The organism is Desulfovibrio sp. 3_1_syn3 (assembly GCF_000145315.2).
GTDB classification, from domain to species: domain Bacteria; phylum Desulfobacterota; class Desulfovibrionia; order Desulfovibrionales; family Desulfovibrionaceae; genus Desulfovibrio; species Desulfovibrio fairfieldensis.
The window spans coordinates 2,410,583-2,429,027 of record NZ_ADDR02000001.1; the positions used below are offsets into that span (position 1 = coordinate 2,410,583).

Below are 18,445 nucleotides of genomic sequence, written 5' to 3' on the forward strand. Positions count from 1 at the left end.
GATAGATTAAATATGTGCCGCTTTTCAGGCCGCACAGGCCTATGCCGCCGTATTCATACTAACAAAACAGGTTGCCCAAGGCAAAAGGGCTATTGCTTGAGACGCGGGTCCAGCAGATCGCGCAGGCTTTCACCCAGAAGATTATAACCGAGTACAGTGATCAGAATAGCCAGGCCCGGATAAACTGAGAGCCAGGGCGCGTTTTCGATGACGGTTTTGCCTTCCATGAGCATATTGCCCCAACTGGCCGTGGGTGGCTGTACGCCCAGTCCCAGAAAACTCAGGCTCGACTCCACCAGAATGGCTCCGGCCACGCCGAGAGTGGCGGTGATCAGCACCGGCGCGAGGGCATTGGGCAGAATATGGCGGAATAAAATCCGCCGGGTGGGGCTCCCCGCCAAGCGTGCGGCGGCCACGAATTCGCGTTCGCGCAGGCTGAGGGCCTCGGCGCGCACCAGACGGGTTACGCCCATCCAGGAGGTCAGGCCTATGACAACCATGATATTGGTAAGGTCGGGCTCCAGAAAGGCAATGACCGCCAGGATCAGGAAAAAGGAGGGGAAGCAGAGCATGATGTCCACCAGGCGCATAATGGCTTCATCCACCCAGCGCCGGAAATAACCGCTGATCAGGCCCAGCACCGTACCGATGCTGATGGAGATGCCCACGGCCACGAAGCCCACCCAGAGGGACACGCGCCCTCCGTAGAGCAGGCGGGAAAAGACATCCCGCCCCAGACGGTCGGTGCCCAGCCAGAAACGGGAGGAGGGCGGTTCCAGAATGTTGTCCAGATGCTGAGCCGTGGGCGGATAGGGCGCGATCAGCGGGGCGCAGAGCGCCGCCAGAGACATGAACAGCACAATGCCCAGGCCCAGGGTAAGCATGAGGTTGCGCCCGAGCAAGCGCTTTACGGCGGCGGGCAGCATCAGTTCTGCTCCCCGGAGGCGCGGATTCGCGGGTCGGCCAGGCCGTAACAGACGTCGGCCAGCAGATTGCCCGCCAGGGTGAGCACCGCGCCCAGCACCAGATTGCCCATGATCATAGTGTAGTCGCGGGCCATGACCGCCGAGTAAAAGAGCTGCCCCAGGCCGGGCAGGGCGAAAATGGATTCAATGATCACGCTGCCGCCGATGAGCCCCGGCACGGAAAGGCCCAGCAGGGTGATGACCGGCAGCAGGGCATTGCGCAGGGCGTGTCGCCGGATGATCAGGCTCGGCGGCAAACCTTTGGCTTTGGCCGTGAGGATGTAATCCTGGCGCAGCACTTCCAGCATGCAGGCGCGCATATAGCGCGACATGCCGGCCAGACCGCCGATGGTGTAGACCAGAATGGGCAGCGCCAGATGCCGGGCCAGATCACAGAGTTTCCCCCAAGGGCTCAGGCTGGCGTAATCCATGGACATCAGGCCGGAAATAGGCAGCCACTGAAGATCGATGCCGAAGAACATCATCAACAGCAGGGCCAGCCAGAAGGAGGGCATGGCGAAACCCAGAAAGACCAGCACGGTCACGCTGCGGTCCAGCAAGGAGTTACGCTTGCAGGCCGAGAGTATGCCCACGGGAATGGCGATGATCAGGGTCAGCACCAGGGAAATCACATTCATGGACACGGTCAGGGGCAAGCGCTCCAGAATTTTGTCCAGCACGGGCCGCGCGTCCGCGGACATGGAATTGCCGAAATCAAAATGCAGCAGGCGCAGCAGCCAGTCCCCGTACTGAATATAGAGGGGACGATCCAGGCCGTAGAGCGCTTCCAGCCGCTGGCGTGCCGCTTCGCCCGCCAGGGGGTTCAAGGTGGTTTCCATGTCCGTCGGTGAGCCGGGGGCCAGATGGATGACCCAGAAGGAGATCAGGGTGATGCCCCAGAGCACCAGTAACATCCAGAGGGTTTTTCTGGCGGCTCTCAGGGCAATGGCCGCGATGCGGCCCCGACGGCCGCGGACAGGGGAAGGGGACTGACTCATAGAGGGAAGGGCGGCTTACTCCGTCCGCGTCAGCCACTGGCGCATATCCGCCACTTCCTTTTGCCACTCCGGCGAAAGGCGCAGCTTGAGAAAGCGGGCGTACAGGGAGTCCAGCAGGCCGACACAAACCTCCATCAGATAAAATTTTTCCAGCAGCAGGGCGTCGGGATCGTCATCGCTGTCGCCCTTGTCCAGTTTGGGCGTCTTGAGGCTGCCCAGGCCGAAGTCCTCGGCCTTGAGGGTGAGCTGAAAGGCCAGCTCTTCTTTTTCCAGGCGGATCAGGGCCCGGCTGACCTTCTTGCCCGTGCCCAGGCCGAAGCGCGCCTCGCGCAGGGGCGAAAGCGAGCCGGAAACCGAGGCGGTTTCCTTGGCTTCGCCTTCACCGCCCTGAACCACGATGCGCTGTTCCATGGAAACGGCAAAAGGCGCGCCTTCGCTGTCCGTGAAGGCCCCGGGCGCGGTGTCGCTCTGGTACCAGAGCCAGGTCAGAAATTCCTGCCCCAGGATGCTGTCGGTGGATTCGCCGGAAATGGGCATATTCATTTTATAGAGTTCTCCCTGCTAGTGTCTAATTTGAAAAATCAGACACATAAAACCCGTAGGGTTTTACGGCGGCAAAGCCGCCGTGAGTCCACGAAAAACCAGGTTTTTTCGCGGACGATCCTGCTAAAATTGAGAGCATAATCATGCTCGAAATTTTGCAATTAGACACTAGGTGAGCAGCGCGAATTGGGTTGCTTCAAGCTGGTCCAGACGGATGAGGCTTTCCTCGTCCAACATGGCGGCCGCCAGATTATACGGCGTCAGTTGCTCCAGATGCAACTCAAAGGTTTTCAGGAATTCCTCCATGAAGAGGTCGATCATCTTGTTCTGGGTGGAGGCGAACCAGACTTCATTTTTGTCAGTGGCCCAAAGCACGTTGAATTCGCCCGGCACCGGCAGGAAACGCTGACGCAGGCGCAGCATGACCTGCTCCTTGAGTTCCTTTTTGCGTTCACGGGAGATAAAGGTCTTGTTCTGTTCGCGCATACGCTCTTTTTCCTGACGCAGGGCCAGGGCCAGATGCTTTTTCACCACGCCCGCCGGGATGCGCCGCGTGTCCAGGCGCAGGGAAAAGACGATATAAGCTCCTTTCTGAGGCGGTGCGGCGGCCCATTCCGAATCCAGCATATCCTCAAAGCTGACCCAGCCCTGAGCCTGCATTTCAGGAATATCGTCAATGTCGCGAAAGGCGAATTGCTTGAGCTTATCCGGAATCTGCTGCCAGAGCTCGGAGGACACGGGGTCCAGAATACGGAATCGGGTAAAACTGCAGGTGCTGTTGGCAAAGCCCATGAAAACTCCTTGGGATTGGAACACAAGACCGGTTTGTGTTGTACGTCAGAGCCGCCTTGTCGGCAAGCCCCGCCCCGACCATCCCGGCAGTTCATCCCGAAGATGCGGGTGCGGGCGATCTACGTCTTCAAATGAGGCGGAGACGAGCCCTTCCCTGGGTCGACGTAAGTTGAGATAAATGTCCCATAATGATAATTATGTAAACTTTTGATTCCCAAGCGGCGAATCAGGGAATCGCGCTTGACGCGGTCCCCCTCTTCCAGCACGATGCCCTCACAAGCCAGCCAGGAGCCCTTCATGTCCGGAAAATCAAGGCCTCACACCGTCTCCACACGACGCCCGTCACAGGCGCCGCGCACGCATGCCGCCGACCGGGCTGATGTTCGCCGCGCCGCAAGCGCGCCGCCGGAAAGTGCAACCAGGGACAACGTGACAAACGGCGTGCGCCTGAACAAGGCCATCGCCGCCACCGGTCTGTGCTCACGGCGCAAGGCCGACGAGCTTATTCTTGCGGGTCAGGTACGAATCAACGGCACTCTGGAGGAAAATCCGGCCCGGCGTGTACTGCCAGGTGATTGCATCGCGGTCAATGACCGGGAGCTCGCCGCCGCTCAGGAATATTATTATCTGTTGCTGCACAAACCCGTGCAGACGGTCTGCACGGTGAATGATCCCGAGGGGCGGCCCACGGTCATGGCATATCTGCCGCCCGAGGTGCGTCATCTGCGGCTCTATCCCGTGGGACGTCTGGATTATTTTTCAGAAGGCCTGCTGCTGCTGACCAATGACGGCGAACTGGCCCAACGGCTTACTCATCCCCGGCATCACCAGCCCAAGACCTATGAGGTGCTGATTCGCGGGTCTGTGCCGGAAACGGCTCTGGCGGCCATGCGCCGGGGCATGCGCCTCGACGAAGGCCAAGCCTTGCTGCCGGTGGATGTGGAAGCGAAAACGGCTGAGAACGGCAATACCCTGTTGCGCATGGTATTACACCAAGGCGTCAACCGCCAGATACGGCGCATGTGCCGGGATCTGGGCCTGACTATTCTGCGTCTGCGCCGCGTGGCTCAGGGGCCATTGGCTCTGGGCAATCTTAAGCCGGGCGCGGCCAGAGCATTGACCACCGGAGAAGTGGCCGACCTCAGGCAAAGCGTCGGCTTGCCGTCCCAAGTGTAACCGCCCTGCTCCAAGACAATTTAACACTTGAAATGCTCGTTTACGGCGAGCAAGTCCGCCTGCTCGCTTCATGGCAAGGATTTGCAGAGCAGTTCGTACATAAAATACGTCAATTGCTTTATTGCCGAACGCATTGCGCAATGCCAATGGCCCAGAGCGCCGAGAGGACCAGATGGATCTGAAAAAGGCGCGGCCTCTTTGGCGCGGCGGCTTAGTCCCATCCCATAAGATACCAGAGAACCTCTCCGGCCTTGCAGCTCACATAAGCCGCAGGCGAATAATACCACGGCAGGCCGCTGGCAGCCATTGGTATTGCGAATCGCGGAATGCATCCCGGATTTCATTCAGGCCCACGATGCAGAAAAAAGCGCAGACAGCGGCCCACAAAACGCGCGGAAACATGCCGACACGAAAGTTGCTGTGGCAGGCCTGACTGTCTCCGTTTTTCACCATGCCCTACCCTTCTTTTTTCAGCAGACGTTCCAAAAAGTCGATGGCGTCCTTTTGCAGAGCGCAGAGCTGGGCTTCGCCCTTGAAGCTTTCGGTGTAGACCTTGCAGATGGCTTCCGTGCCTGAAGGGCGCACGGCAAACCAGCCGTCTTCACTGCAGACCTTGACCCCGCCGATGGGCGCGTCATTGCCGGGCGCGCGGGTCAGCACACTGGTCACCGGCGAGCCGCCCAAGGTTTTCAGATGCACGCTCTCCGGCGTCAAAGCCTTGAGCAGCGCGCGGGTGCGGTCGTCGGCGGGCGCGTCCAGACGCTGATAGACCGGTGCGCCGAGCTTTTCGGTCAGCTTTTGGTAGATTTCACTGGGAGATGCCTGTTCCTTGGCCATGATCTCAGCGGCCAGAAGGCACATCAAGGGACCGTCCTTGTCCGTGCTCCAGGGGGAGCCGTCAAAACAGAGGAAGGAAGCCCCGGCGCTCTCCTCGCAGCCCAGGCCGCACCGCCCGTTGAGCAGATAGGGCACAAACCACTTGAAGCCCACGGGCACTTCCACTACGGGCCGCCCCAGCTCCTTCCCCACTCTGTCCAGCATGGCGCTGGTCACCAGGGTTTTGCCGATGCCGCAATCCTTTGGCCAGCCCGTACGGGTACGGAAAAGGTGCCAAGCCGCCACAGTCAAATAGTGATTGGGGTTCATCAGTTCCTGACGGGTCACAATGCCGTGGCGGTCGGAATCCGGATCGCAGGCAAAGGCCAGATCAAAGTCGTCGCGTATCTCCAGCAGGCGACTCATGGCATAGGGCGAGGAACAATCCATGCGGATTAAGCCGTCTTTGTCGCAGGGCACAAAACGGAAGGTGGGGTCCACCTTCTTGTTGATCACGGTCAGGTCCAGGCCATAGGTCTCGGCAATAGGTTCCCAAAGCGGCAGGCTGGCCCCGCCCAAAGGGTCCACGCCCAGCTTGAGGCCGGAAGCGGCAATGGCCTTCATGTCCAACACCTTGGGCAGATCTTCCACATAGGCGCGGGTAAAGTCGTACTCCTCCACCAGGGAGGATCTCTGCGCCGCGCGCAAATGCACGAGCTGGACGTTGCGGTTGCCGCTGTCCAGATAGGCGTTGGCGCTTTTTTCAATCCAGGCCGTGACTTCAGTTTCGGCCGGGCCGCCGTGCGGAGGATTGTATTTGAAGCCGCCGTCGCGCGGCGGATTATGAGATGGGGTGATAATAATACCGTCGGCCAGACCGCTGCTCCGTCCGGCGTTCCAGCGCAAGATGGCGTGCGAGACGGCTGGGGTTGCGGTAAACTCGCCGTTTCTGGCGATGCGCACACTCACGCCGTTGGCCACCAGCACTTCCAGGGCCGAGCGGAAGGCAGCCTCGGACAGGGCATGCGTATCCCCGCCCAGAAAAAGCGGGCCGTCAACACCCTTGGCTTTGCGGTAGTCGCAGACGGCCTGAGTGATGGCGTAAATATGCTCTTCGTTGAAGGTATGAAGCACCGATGAGCCGCGATGCCCGGAAGTGCCGAACGACACGCGCTGAGCCGGGATCTTGGGATTGGGAAATTCGGTGTAATAGGCGCTCATCAGCGCGGGGATGCGTTCCAGCTTTTCAGGAGCGGGCAAATGCCCCGCGTCGCAATGGACAACAGCCATAAAGAACCTCCGGCATAGATACGTTATCTCTACGCCGGAACGAAGCGCGCTGCAATCCTTGGGCGAGCGCTCAAACGGACCTTTGCCTTTCCCCGCACTTTTTTACGTATGGATAATCAGCACCGCCCCTTCAAGGGGCGGTTTGATTTTTATGATCGAAAACTCCCCGCTAAGCGGGGAGTTTTCGATCATAAAAAAAGGGCTGTCTCACTGGGAGACAGCCCTGGTTGTCATTGGAAGGGCGCTTACTTGCCGAGGGGGATGGTGCGGAAGTACACATCTCCGCGCCGTTCAATCTGCAGCATAATGGCCCCGCGCTTCACGCCCACTTCTTTGACGATCTTGGAAAGGGCTTCCCCGCTGTTCACGGGCTTCAGGTTGGCCTTGAGGATCACGTCGCCGGGGCGCAGATCCGCTTCGGCGGCGGGCTTGTCGGGATCGACGTCCACAATCAGCAGCCCTTCATCCTTGCTGAGCTTCATCTCGCGGCGTTCCTCCTCCTTGAGGGGGCGCACCGAGAGGCCCAGAAGGCCTTCGTCCTGCTGCTTCTGGCCCATGCCGGGACGACCGTCGTTCTGGCCGCTCTTGCGTTCGCCCAGCGTCACCTTGAGGTCGAAGTTCTTGCCGTCGCGCCACACGGTCAGCACAGCGGTGCTGCCCGGGGCCTTGTCGGCAATGGCGCGCAACAGGGCCGCGGCGTCTTCGACATCCTTCTTGTCCACGGCGATGATCACGTCGCCGTCCTGCACGCCGCCCTTGGCGGCGGGCTCATTTTCCATGACGCTGCCCACCAGGGCACCCGAGGGCTCTTTCATGCCCAGAGCCTTGGCGGTGTTTTCATCCATGTCCTGGATGCTCACGCCGATCCAGCCGCGGCTGATCTTTTTGCCGCTCTTGATCTGATTGATAATCTTGGCGGCCATATTGCTGGGAATGGCAAAGCCGATACCTTGGCCGCTGGCGATGATGGCCGTGTTGATGCCCACCACCTGCCCAGCCATATTCAGCAGCGGACCGCCGCTGTTGCCGGGGTTGATGGAGGCGTCGGTCTGGAGGAAGTTGTCAAACGGCCCGGAACGGATATTGCGGCCCTTGGCCGAAAGGATACCCGCGGTCACAGTGTGGTCCAGGCCGAAGGGATTGCCGATGGCCAGCAGCCATTCACCCACCTTGAGCGCGTCGGAATCGCCGAAGGTCAGGAACGGCAGGGGCTTTTTGGCGTCCACTTTCAGCAGGGCCAGGTCGGTTTCCTCATCGGAACCGATCAGCGTGGCCTTGAGGGTTTCGCTTTTGCCGTTGTCTTCATCCAGAGTGACGTGGATCACGTCGGCGTCGGCCACCACATGGTTGTTGGTCACAATGTAGCCGTCAGCGGACACGAGAAAACCGGAACCCAGCGATTTCTGCTTCTGCTGGGGCCGCTTGCCGCCGCGCCCTTTGCCGCCGAACTGGTCAAAAAACTTTTCAAAGCCGGGGGGCATATTGCGGAACATTTCACCGAAGAAATCTTCAGGGCCGCCCCCGGAGGCCTTGCGTTCCGTGCCTATATTGACCACAGCCGGGCCGCTTTTCGCCGCCAGCTCGCTGAAGTCGGGCAGATCCGCCGCCTGCGAAAGCTGTGCCGAGGCCAGGAAGGCCACGGTAAGCAGTGCGGCGAGGTATTTTTTTACAATCATGGAACCACTCCTCGTTACTTTTTTTGCATGGCCTTTTGCAAAGCCTGTGCCATAATGCCCATTCCGTTGCCGGAAGAGGACGACCCGGCGGAGGCATGCTGCTTCCAGGCTTTGTCCTCGGCGGACGCGGCGGCTTCGGAGCCTTCCGGGGCCAAGCTGATGCGGCGAGCGGCACTGTCCAGATTTTGAACAATCAGGGTCACGTTGTCGTCCTTATCCAGCTTGCTGAACTGAGCGGCGTTTTTGGCGTTCTTGATCACGCCTGCGGGCAGCAGACCGGTGATGCCGGGGGCCAGGGTCACAAACAGGCCATACTGGGTGCGGCTTTCCACCGTGCCGGTCACCGTGGAGCCCACGGCAAAGCGCTGGGCCGCGTCCTGCCAGGGGTCGCCCTCGGCGTCGCGCAGGCTCAAGGCAATGCGCCGCGTCTCGGTGTTGACGTCCTTGATCTTGACGGAGACGGTCTCGCCCGCGCTGAGCACTTCCTCGGGCTTGTTAACCCGCTTGGCCCAGGACATTTCGGAAACATGAATCAGGCCTTCCACGCCTGGCAGCAGCTCGACGAAGGCGCCAAAGGGAGCCAGGCGCACCACCTTGCCCTGCACCACGGCGCCCGCGCTCAAGCGTTCCGGGGCATCCAGCCAGGGATCGCCCTCGGCCTGCTTGCGCGAAAGAGAAATTCGGATCTGGCCCTTGTCGTTTTTGCTGATGCCGAGCACCTTGACCCGGACAAGGTCGCCGGGGGACACCGCTTCGTCCGCCGCGCCCACGCGGGACCAGGACAGCTCGGAAAGATGGATCATGCCTTCCACCGCCGGAGCCAGCTCCATGAACGCGCCGAAGGGAGCCAGGCGGGTGATCCGCCCTTCCACGGTGTCGCCTTCCTTGAGGGTTTCCAGCAGTTTGTCCAGATTTTCCTGGCGCTCGCGTTCCAGCAGCGCACGCCGCGAAACCACGACGTTCCGGCCCCGGTTTTCAACCCGGATGATCAGGAACTGCATGCCGCGCCCCACCAGGGAGTCGGCGTCGCCCGAGGAAGCGTCCATCTGGCTGCCGGGACAGAAAGCCGTCTTGCCCAGCACTTCCACCGTGTAACCGCCCTTACAAACGGCGGTCACCCTGCCGTCCACCGGCAGGGCGGCGTCGCGGGCCTCTTCCAGCGCGGCCACCCCGCTGCCGCTCATGGAGCGGGACAGGCGGATTTCCTGCGGGGAGACAGCAATGACCCAGGCTTCCACGCTGTCGCCAGGTCCCGCGCTTTCCTTGCCCTCGGCATCCAGAATGTCCTTGCGCTCCATGATGCCGTCCACCTTGATGCCCATATCCACAAAGACGCTGTCGCCGGTGATGGCAATGACGGTGCCGCTGACCTTCTGGCCCGGCTGCAAACGGCCGGAAGAAGCGCTGTGCGCCGCCAGCATGGCGGCGAAATCTTCAGTGGCTTCTTCCTGCGCGGGGCTTTCTATTTTTTCCTCAGTCATATTTCCTGCTCCTCCAAACTGGGCATTTTGTTAAGTTGGTAATCATAGCCTATCCTTTTACGGATGACAATGAAGCCCCAGGCAGCGCGGCGTGCGGATTGCGGCCCGCCATATGGTTTCCGGGGCATAAGGGGACGGAATTTTTTCTAGAAACTGAATGAAAATTTTACACATGCATAATTTTTGACCAGCAGTCGGGCGGAAGAAATCGCAGCAGGCTATCCGGATTTTTCAGCGACACAAGCACACATCCCGTTTTGCGGCAAATTTTTCTTTATGGAAAACTTGAAATATTTTTTTACAACCTCACCATGAGCGACGGTGCTCAACGGGCGGAATCGAACCTGCGCATCAATAGAACCGGCACGGCGGCCACCGCCGCCACCACCGCCATGATCGCATAGATGGCATTCATGCTCCAGGCGGAGGCCAGGAAGCCGAAAAGAAGCGGGGTCAGCATGTTGGTTATGCCGCGCAGAAAGGAATTGATGGAGAACACGTCGCTGTAGGAGGCGGCATCCCGTACGGGTTCGGTGATGATGGCCTGGATGACCGGAACGGTGCCCTTGGTCACAATGCCGAGCAGCAAGGCGATGCTGACGATGAGGACAAGCTGGTCCGCCATGATCAGGGCACAGAGCAGGACCGTCAGCAGCAGTTCGGCGGCCACGAAAACCTTTCGCGGTCCGAAACTGTCCACAAAGCGGCCGCAGGCCATCTTGCCGAGAAAAGAGCCCACCGAAAACCCCAGGGCGAAGGAACCGATGATTTTAGGGTCCACCCCCTTGCCGATCAGCAGCAAGGGCAGAAACGTGAATATTCGATCGTTGCTGAACGCGTTCAGAATGCTGGCAAGCATGGCCAGGAATATTTCCCTGTCCTTGAAGATACCGAACGAGGGAAAGCTTCTGCCTTCGGAGGCTTCCTCCCTTGTTTCGGGGCGTTCGCCCCGGCAGGAAAAAAAGAGCCAGAGCGCGGCAGCGAGCGCCGCCGCCCCGTATGTGATGCAGACGACCCTCCAGCCCGGAAAGCCCCCGAATGAATATGCGGCGGCAAAGGCCGCCAGGGAAACCAGGGGGATTCTGCCCACATCGCCGATAGCGGTGAAATCGCTCATGACTCTGCCCAGGCGGCGTCTTTCGGTGTGCAGCGTAAGGTAGGAAAAGGCAATATTATGAAAGACGTTGTAGCCCGCCACGGCCAGGATAAAGCACAGGCCGGCGACCACGATGTTGCCGGAGAAGGTGGCCGCGAAAAATCCGGCCCCGCACACGGCTGTCACCAGGGTGATGGTCTGCATGAAGCCCAGTTTCCGGGCCAGAAGCAACGTGCCCAGACCGGCTGCCGTACCCGCGGCGGTGCCCACGGAGACGATCAGACCCACCGCTTTTTCACCTTCGCCAAAGGAAATGACCATAAAAGCGAGCAGAATGGGAACCGCGTCAAAAAGCCCGTCAATCAGGATATGGTAGGCATTGAGCAAAATATAGCGGGCGCGGGAAAGCATGGCATCTTCCTGTGCGGGAATTGTGCGGACGCTGTCCACAAGCGGTTCAGGCAAGCCGCGCCGACGGCTGACGCGCGGGCGGATATGGCGTCCGTTCTCACGGCCGCCCGGCGGATATTTTTTATGTTAATCCGCTCTAACAACACCACTTTTACCCGGCTGTCAAAGGCTTTCTGAGCGCGAGGGAAGTTCGGCGCGGAAACGCCAGGGGCCTTGTGTTATAGCGGCGCAAGACCCCTGGGGCGAGTGTTTTCCATGGAAGTTGTCCTGCCCTCCGGTCACGAGGATAGGCCCACAGACCATACGCGTTTATCGCCGGGAGGATTGCGGAGTTTTTCCCGGTGGTCGGCAACAGGATAGAAAAAACCCTGAACAATTATGCCGTTCAGGGTTTTTTCTATCCTGTTCAGGACGAAATTTGGTAGCAAGGGAGGGATTTGAACCCCCGACACTGCGGGTATGAACCGCATGCTCTGACCAACTGAGCTACCTTGCCGTATTGCGCCCCCATAGTGGCGCGTCGAATTCTTTATACAATTTGCCGGGGCTTGGCAAGCGCTTTTTGTACCATCCGTCAATTAACCATAAAATAATAGACAAAGGGCGCGAGCAGCAAACGATAGACGGCAAAGGGCACCAGGGTCATCCGCCCCACCAGGGCCACGAAAACTTTGACCGCCAACAGGGCGGAAATAAAGGAGCCCACTATGCCAACCGCGAAAAAGGGAATGTCCGCCGAGGTGAACAGGCTGAGATTCTTCAGCATGTCAAAGCCCGTGGCGGCCACCATGATGGGCACCGCCGCGATAAAGGAATATTCCGCCGCCAGCGGCCGCTTGGCCCCCAGCAGCATGCCGCCCATGATCGTGGCCGCTGAGCGCGAAAAACCGGGCCAGAGGGCCAGGCACTGGAAACAGCCGATGCCCAGGGCCAGACGCGGCGTCATGTCGTCCAGGCTGATGCAGGTGGGCTTATGCTTGCGCCGTTCCACAAGAATCATGCACACGGCCCCCACCACCAAGGCGATAAGCACGGTGGAAGGCCGGAACAGATATTCCTTGATCAGGGAGTGGAACAACAGGCCCATCACGCAGGCGGGCAGCGAGGTGAGGACCAGCAGCCAGATGCCGCGCATGCCCGCGAAGCGCACGTAGGGCTGCGGCTGGACCAGGCCCCAGAAGCGTTTCCAGTACAGCACCACCACGGCCATAATGGCCCCGAGTTGAATCACAACCTCAAAGGTGGCGGCCCGCTCTCCCACAAAATTAAGCAGATCGCCCACAAGAATCAGATGCCCCGAGGAGGAGACCGGCAGAAATTCAGTCAGGCCTTCCACGATGCTCAGAATAAGGGCGGTGAGCAGATTATCCATATTGGGTCTCCGGGCGGCCCGCCGCGCTACGCGGCAGTCCGCTGCTTTTCGATCCGGCCGTGGCACAGTCGTTTACAACGCGGCATTGCCAAAAAGCCGCGTCGTGGCTATCTAACAGAAAAAGTGAGGATACCCCGATGCCGACCATCATGCCCCAGAGCGAACTTGTGCGCAAAGCTATTGCCTATCTGAATGAGGAACACAAACGCGACCCCCACAAAAGCCTGTCCAGCCTGCTGGACGAAGCGGGCATGCGTTTCAACCTTACGCCTGTGGACGCGGAAGCTCTGGAGTTTCTTTTCCGCAAGGAGCAGAAACGCGACTAAGATCCGCTTTTTTTCTTTGCTAGGGCCTCCTGACACTACTGGGATTTTGTTCGCTGGCAAGGAGAACGAGCCTTTTATGCAGGGAGTGTACTTCTTATGGTACTCGACCGGAATAAAAGGCGAAGTTCAACAAAGCCAGCGGGCAAAAGAACGTAGTGTCAAAAAGGTTCTAGGCGATTTCGCTGCCGTCGGGAACGGCCTTGGCCACAGCCAGCAGGCTGAGCTCGTCCCCGCCTTGGGCGGTAAGCACCATGCCGTGGGACATCAGGCCCCGGATCTTGCGCGGCGCCAGATTCAGCACGGCGCAGACCTGTTTGCCCACCAGATCATCGGGGGCATAATATTCCGCCAGTCCTGAAAGGATCTGGCGCAACTGCCCTTCCCCGAAATCGATTTCCAGACGGAGGATACGGTCCGCGTTGGGATGCCGTTCCGCCACGCGTACCGTGCCCACCCGCAGATCCAGAGCCTTGAAGTGATCAAAGTCCACCTCGGGCCGCCCCGCTGTTGCGGCGGGCGCGAGAGCCGCGGCTTTGGCCTCGGCGGGCTTGTCCGCTTTCTTTTCTTTATGTTTTTCTTTAACCTTCGGCGCGGGCGCCTTGTCCCCGTCCGCGTCGGTATTTTTCTTCACGTCGATGCGCGGGAAAAGATTGGACGTTGCCGACACCTGCGTGCCAGCTGACAGCCCGCCGAAGCAAATGATTTCATCATCCAGGTTGGGCACCGGGGGCAACCCCTCTTCCACGGGCTGGCCCAATTGTTCCAGCATCCGGCGGGACGCGGCGGGCATGACCGGCCAGAGGCAGAGCGCAACTTTGCGCATGGCCGCCAGCAGAATGTACATGACCGTGGCCAGCCGCTCCATATTGCCCTGCTTGTGCAGGGCCCAGGGGGCCTGGCTGTCCACATATTTGTTCAGGGCCCGCACCAGCTCCCAGAGCGACTCCAGAGCTTGGGCGAACTGCACGTTGCCGAACAACTGGGAGAAATTGCGCATGGCCGTGGCGCACAGTTCCACCATGGCCTCGTCTTCCGGCTCGCGCTGTTTGGGCTGGGGCACGCAACTGCCGAAGTATTTGGCTGTCATGGAGAGCACCCGGCTGAAAAGATTGCCCAGGTCGTTGGCCAAGTCAGCGTTGATCCTGCCGATCAGGGATTCCTCGCTGAAACTGGCGTCCGAGCCGAAGTGCATCTCGCGCAACAGGAAGTAGCGGAAGGCGTCCAGCCCGAAACGTCGGCCCGTCTCCAGGGGGTCCACCACATTCCCCAGAGATTTGGACATCTTGGTATCCCGCGAGAGCCAGTAGCCGTGCACATTGAGGTGCTTGTACAACGGCAGGCCGGCGGCCTTGAGCATGGTGGGCCAGAATACGGCGTGCGGCTTGAGGATGTCTTTCGCCACCAGATGTTCGCCGGGCCAGTAACGGACGTATTCGGCCCCGTCAGGCCAGCCCAGAGCGCTGATGTAGTTGATCAGGGCGTCGAACCAGACGTAGCAGACGTAATTCTTGTCAAATGGCAACTCAATGCCCCAGGTCAGACGCGTTTTCGGGCGGGAGATGCACAGATCCTCCAGCGCGCCCGATTCCAGCATGGCCAGCACTTCCGAGCGGTAGCGCTCGGGCCGGATAAAATCCGGATGCTGGCTGATATACTCCCGCAGCCAGGGCAGATATTTGGACATGCGGAAGAAGTAATTCTTTTCGCTGATAAATTCCGGCTTGGTCAGATGCTGGGGGCAGAGGCCGTTTTCCAGCTCCTTTTCCGTGTAGAAGCGTTCACAGCCGTAACAGTAATGGCCGCCGAACTCGCCGAAATAGATGTCGCCGGCGTCATACACTTTTTGCAGAAAGTCCTGCACCGTGCGCTTGTGCGCCTCGTCCGTGGTGCGCACGAAACGGTCATTAGCAATGCCCAGTTGCGGCCAGAGCGCCCGGAAACGGCCGCTGATATCGTCCACGAATTCCTTGGGAGTCTGTCCCTGTTTTTCGGCGGCCTGCACGATCTTGTCGCCGTGCTCGTCCGTGCCGGTCAGGAAGAGCGTGTCCTCGCCCAGCAGTTTATGGAAGCGGGCCAGGGAATCCGCGACAATGGTGGTGTAAGCGTGTCCCAGATGGGGATTGGCATTGACGTAGTAAATGGGCGTGGTGATGAAAAAACTTTTCACACAAGGCTCCGTGCTGTTGACTTGAACCCCAATACGCTATTCGTTTTCCGGGCGTTGCGCGGGCTTGCGCCGACGCTTGCGGCGGCCTTTGCCCGCTTCGCCGGCTCCCGATGGTCCGGCTGGTCCGGCGGGCGCGCCGCCCTTCTCTTCCCGGTTTTCCGCAAAATTCGCCGTATCCGGCCGCTCAGCAGCCTGCCCGTCCTCATGGGCCCGGCTTTCGTCCGGAGGCAGCAGGTCATCAAACAGACCAGGGTCTTCCACCGTGTCGGGCGTCACGGAAACCACCAGCAAACCGTCCCCCTGCCGGGGCTTGGCGGTCGGCTTGGGTTGGCCGCTCTGCTGCTGGGGCTCGGGCCGGTGGGGAGCCAGAGCCTGCCATTCGTCCAGGCTCAGTTCCAGCTCCTCGTTATTTTCCGTGATCACGGACAGGGAATTGCGGAACATATTGGCCCGCAGCACCTTCATGCCGCCCCGGTCGGTCTGGTATTTCTTGCCCAGGCGCGGGCAATGGCGGTGGAAATGGTCGTAATTTTCCTGCTCATAGGAAAGGCAGCAGAGCAGCCGACCGCAGATGCCGGAAATTTTGGCCGGATTGAGAAAAAGGTTCTGCTCCTTGGCCATACGGATGGTCACCGGGGCGAACTTGCGCAAATAGCGACGGCAACAGCAGACCATGCCGCAGTTGCCCACCGCGCCCACCATCTGGGTTTCATGACGGACGCCGATCTGGCGCAGCTCAATGCGGGCGCGGTATTCTCGCACCAGATCCTTCACCAGATCGCGGAAGTCAATGCGCGCGGGCGCCGTGAAGTAAAAGATCAGCTTGCTGCGGTCAAAAAAGACCTCCACGTCCACCAGCTTCATGTCCAGGCGGCGGTCGCGGATGCACTGGCGGCAATAGGCCGTGGCCTCGCGGGCCAGCGCCTCGTTTTCCCTGCCGGTTTCCAGATCCGTGGAGTCCGCCTGGCGCAGAATGTCGGGTAGGTCCTGCTCTTCCATGCCGGGCAGGCCTTCAAGCGGGCCGGAAACAACCTCGGCCAGGGTCAGGCCCTGATCGGCCTCAATCAGAACATGGTCGCCGCGCTTGAGCTCCGGCGGGCCGGAATAGTAGCTCGTCTGTCCGAGCTCACGAAATTTAACACCAAATATGGGCATAAGCATCACTGCGGTAAAACGTCAGAAGAATGTGTCTAAGACATTGCTTTTCGGCCATATTGCCCCTGCTGTCAACAGCGGCGGGTCGCGGTGCGCTTCGTTTAAGCTTATCCGGTCATGTGTCGCTGCCCCGCGCGGAAGGGAAGGCGGCAGGCAAACGCGCGGACACGGCCTCGGCATCCCCATATCTTTTGAGACCCCGGACGTTCCTAATCTTGCCGTCTCGCCTTGCCATCGTTGCGCCCCTGTTTTACATTTAGAGCATAAAGGGGGCCTGATGATGATTGAACGAGATGAAGCCCTGAAACTGCTGGCGGACCAGGGCACGCCGGTATCGTTGTTGCAGCACGCTTTGGCCGCAGAGGCCATTATGCGCTCTCTGGCGCGCCGTTTCGGCGAGGATGAGGACCTTTGGGGCCTGACCGGGCTGCTGCACGACCTGGACTATCCCACCACCGCTGAAGCGCCTGAACGACATGGCCTGGAAAGTGCGACCATGCTGACCGGCATGCTGCCGGAAGAAGCTCTGGCCGCCATCCGCGCCCATAACGGCGAAATGAACGGTGCTGCTCCGCAATGCCGCTTTGATTACGCCCTGCGTTGCGGCGAGACGGTCACGGGGCTCATCAGCGCGGCGGCGCGTATGCGCCCCACCGGCCTGGAGGGCATGGAGCCCAAAAGCATCAAGAAAAAGATGAAGGACAAAGCCTTTGCCGCCAGCGTGAACCGCGACAATATCCGCCAGTGCTCCGACGCCGGGCTGGAATTGGACGATTTTCTGGCTCTGTCCATTGAAGCCATGCACGGCAAGGCCGCGGAACTGGGTCTGAGCAAATAGCGTTTTTACTTTTTTTATGAGGCAGATCATGGAAGAATGCGCGCTGGATACAAGCATCCGCACCCTAGGGCCCTGCAAGCTGGAATCGCATCTGCCCTACCGCACCTGGGCCGACGAAAAACGTATTCAGATTTTTGTGGATGAGGAACTGAGCGAACACAACGGAAAGGCCTGCTGCGTCTGTTTCGAGGCGGCAGGGCCGCGCAAAAAGCTCTATTTCGACTCCTCCCGCGCCAAGTGCGCCATCGTCACCTGCGGCGGCCTGTGCCCCGGCATCAACGACGTGATCCGCGCCATCGTCATGGAGGCCTACCACGCCTACAATGTGCCTTCCATTGTGGGCATTCCCTACGGCCTGGAAGGTTTCATCCCCAAGTACCGGCACGCCCTGCGGGAGCTGACCCCGGACGTGGTGGCCGACATCCATCGCTTCGGCGGCACCATTCTGGGTTCGTCGCGCGGGCCGCAGTCGCCCGAGGAAATCGTGGACACCCTTGAGCGCTGCAACGTCAACGCCCTTTTCGTCATCGGCGGCGACGGCACCATGAAGGCGGCGCTTTCCATCAGCCGGGAAGTGCAGAACCGGGGCCTGAAGATCGCGGTGATCGGCATTCCCAAAACCATTGACAACGACATTAATTTCATCCCCCAGTCGTTTGGTTTTGAAACCGCCGTATTCAAGGCAACCGAGGCTATTGAGTGCGCCCATACCGAAGCCTGCGGCACGCCCAACGGCATCGGCCTTGTCAAACTCATGGGGCGGGAGTCCGGCTTCATCGCCGCGCGGGCCACGCTGGCCCTCAAGGAAGTGAACTTCGTGCTGATTCCGGAAGCGCCTTTCACCCTGGAGGGGGAAGGCGGCCTGCTGCCCGCCCTGGAAGAACGCCTGCGGTCCAGAGGGCATGCGGTCATTGTGGCGGCCGAGGGCGCGGGTCAGCATCTGCTGAAACACAGCGCGGGCACCGACGCCTCGGGCAATCCCGTGCTGGGCGAAGTGGCCGACCTTTTGCGCAAGGAAATCAATACCTATCTCAACGCCCGCCAGATGGAGCATTCCATCAAATACATCGACCCCAGCTACATCATCCGCTCCGTACCGGCCAACGCCAACGACAAGGTTTACTGCGGCTTTCTGGGCCAGTACGCGGTGCATGCGGCCATGGCCGGGCGTACGGACATGGTGGTGGCCAAACTGCAGGACCGCTATGTGCATCTGCCCCTGCAACTGGTCACCCAAACGCGCCGCAAGCTGAACATTTATTCCGATCTCTGGCGCGCGGTGCTGGAATCCACGGGCCAGGGCATGCTCAAGGGCATGCTGCCGCCCGAATAGAGCCGCTCTC

Annotated in this window: 15 protein-coding genes and 1 tRNA gene; 4 read left to right on the forward strand and 12 right to left on the reverse strand. The window is 60.0% G+C overall.

All coding sequences use genetic code 11. The features are described from left to right. Positions 1–89: 89 nt before the first annotated feature. From HMPREF0326_RS10235 to rdgC, 4 genes are all read right to left on the reverse strand, one after another. Entirely contained in the window at positions 90–926 is an 837-nt protein-coding gene (locus tag HMPREF0326_RS10235) for an ABC transporter permease (RefSeq protein ID WP_008684010.1), read from the reverse strand. Next, positions 926–1,963 (reverse strand): ABC transporter permease, encoded by a 1,038-nt coding sequence (locus tag HMPREF0326_RS10240; RefSeq protein ID WP_008684008.1) that lies wholly within the window; start codon positions 1,961–1,963, stop codon positions 926–928. Before HMPREF0326_RS10240 ends, HMPREF0326_RS10235 begins: the two co-directional genes overlap by 1 nt. Before the next feature lie 15 nt (positions 1,964–1,978). Beyond that, positions 1,979–2,506, reverse strand: a complete 528-nt coding sequence (locus HMPREF0326_RS10245) for a hypothetical protein (protein ID WP_008684006.1) — start codon at positions 2,504–2,506, stop codon at positions 1,979–1,981. Positions 2,507–2,674: 168 nt separating this feature from the next. Next, a complete protein-coding gene (rdgC, locus tag HMPREF0326_RS10250) occupies positions 2,675–3,298 on the reverse strand; it encodes a recombination-associated protein RdgC (protein ID WP_008684004.1) in 624 nt (207 codons plus the stop codon). Between the two features lie 441 nt (positions 3,299–3,739). On the opposite strand from rdgC, the gene HMPREF0326_RS10255 reads away from it, so the two are divergent. Further along, positions 3,740–4,474, forward strand: a complete 735-nt coding sequence (locus tag HMPREF0326_RS10255) for a pseudouridine synthase (protein WP_008684003.1) — start codon at positions 3,740–3,742, stop codon at positions 4,472–4,474. A gap of 456 nt (positions 4,475–4,930) precedes the next feature. Here HMPREF0326_RS10255 and HMPREF0326_RS10265 read toward each other — a convergent pair whose 3' ends face one another. From HMPREF0326_RS10265 to HMPREF0326_RS10290, 6 genes are all read right to left on the reverse strand, one after another. Then, complete coding sequence (locus HMPREF0326_RS10265; protein ID WP_008683997.1) at positions 4,931–6,580, reverse strand: phosphoglucomutase; 1,650 nt, start codon at positions 6,578–6,580, stop codon at positions 4,931–4,933. 245 nt (positions 6,581–6,825) lie between these two features. Beyond that, entirely contained in the window at positions 6,826–8,256 is a 1,431-nt protein-coding gene (locus HMPREF0326_RS10270) for a DegQ family serine endoprotease (protein WP_008683995.1), read from the reverse strand. Positions 8,257–8,270: 14 nt separating this feature from the next. After that, positions 8,271–9,737: a 30S ribosomal protein S1 gene (locus HMPREF0326_RS10275; RefSeq protein ID WP_008683993.1), complete on the reverse strand. Its 1,467-nt coding sequence runs from the start codon at positions 9,735–9,737 to the stop codon at positions 8,271–8,273. Positions 9,738–10,062: 325 nt separating this feature from the next. Next, positions 10,063–11,244 carry an MFS transporter gene (locus HMPREF0326_RS10280; RefSeq protein ID WP_020990508.1) on the reverse strand — a complete coding sequence of 394 codons (1,182 nt, stop codon included), beginning with the start codon at positions 11,242–11,244 and terminating at the stop codon, positions 10,063–10,065. Positions 11,245–11,663: 419 nt separating this feature from the next. Next, positions 11,664–11,740 (reverse strand) — tRNA-Met (locus HMPREF0326_RS10285). Between the two features lie 78 nt (positions 11,741–11,818). Next, positions 11,819–12,616: an undecaprenyl-diphosphate phosphatase gene (locus HMPREF0326_RS10290; protein WP_008683989.1), complete on the reverse strand. Its 798-nt coding sequence runs from the start codon at positions 12,614–12,616 to the stop codon at positions 11,819–11,821. A gap of 137 nt (positions 12,617–12,753) precedes the next feature. Between HMPREF0326_RS10290 and HMPREF0326_RS10295 the strand changes: the two genes are divergently transcribed. Then, entirely contained in the window at positions 12,754–12,942 is a 189-nt protein-coding gene (locus tag HMPREF0326_RS10295) for a hypothetical protein (RefSeq protein ID WP_008683987.1), read from the forward strand. A gap of 169 nt (positions 12,943–13,111) precedes the next feature. Here HMPREF0326_RS10295 and metG read toward each other — a convergent pair whose 3' ends face one another. Both metG and HMPREF0326_RS10305 read right to left on the reverse strand, forming a co-directional pair. Beyond that, positions 13,112–15,109: a methionine--tRNA ligase gene (metG, locus tag HMPREF0326_RS10300; protein WP_008683986.1), complete on the reverse strand. Its 1,998-nt coding sequence runs from the start codon at positions 15,107–15,109 to the stop codon at positions 13,112–13,114. Between the two features lie 36 nt (positions 15,110–15,145). Next, complete coding sequence (locus HMPREF0326_RS10305; RefSeq protein WP_008683983.1) at positions 15,146–16,264, reverse strand: PSP1 domain-containing protein; 1,119 nt, start codon at positions 16,262–16,264, stop codon at positions 15,146–15,148. Positions 16,265–16,544: 280 nt separating this feature from the next. Between HMPREF0326_RS10305 and HMPREF0326_RS10310 the strand changes: the two genes are divergently transcribed. Both HMPREF0326_RS10310 and HMPREF0326_RS10315 read left to right on the forward strand, forming a co-directional pair. Further along, positions 16,545–17,102: an HD domain-containing protein gene (locus HMPREF0326_RS10310; RefSeq protein WP_008683982.1), complete on the forward strand. Its 558-nt coding sequence runs from the start codon at positions 16,545–16,547 to the stop codon at positions 17,100–17,102. 28 nt (positions 17,103–17,130) lie between these two features. Next, on the forward strand, positions 17,131–18,435 hold the full coding sequence (locus tag HMPREF0326_RS10315; protein ID WP_008683981.1) for an ATP-dependent 6-phosphofructokinase: 1,305 nt from the start codon (positions 17,131–17,133) through the stop codon (positions 18,433–18,435). The last annotated feature ends 10 nt before the right edge of the window (positions 18,436–18,445 follow it).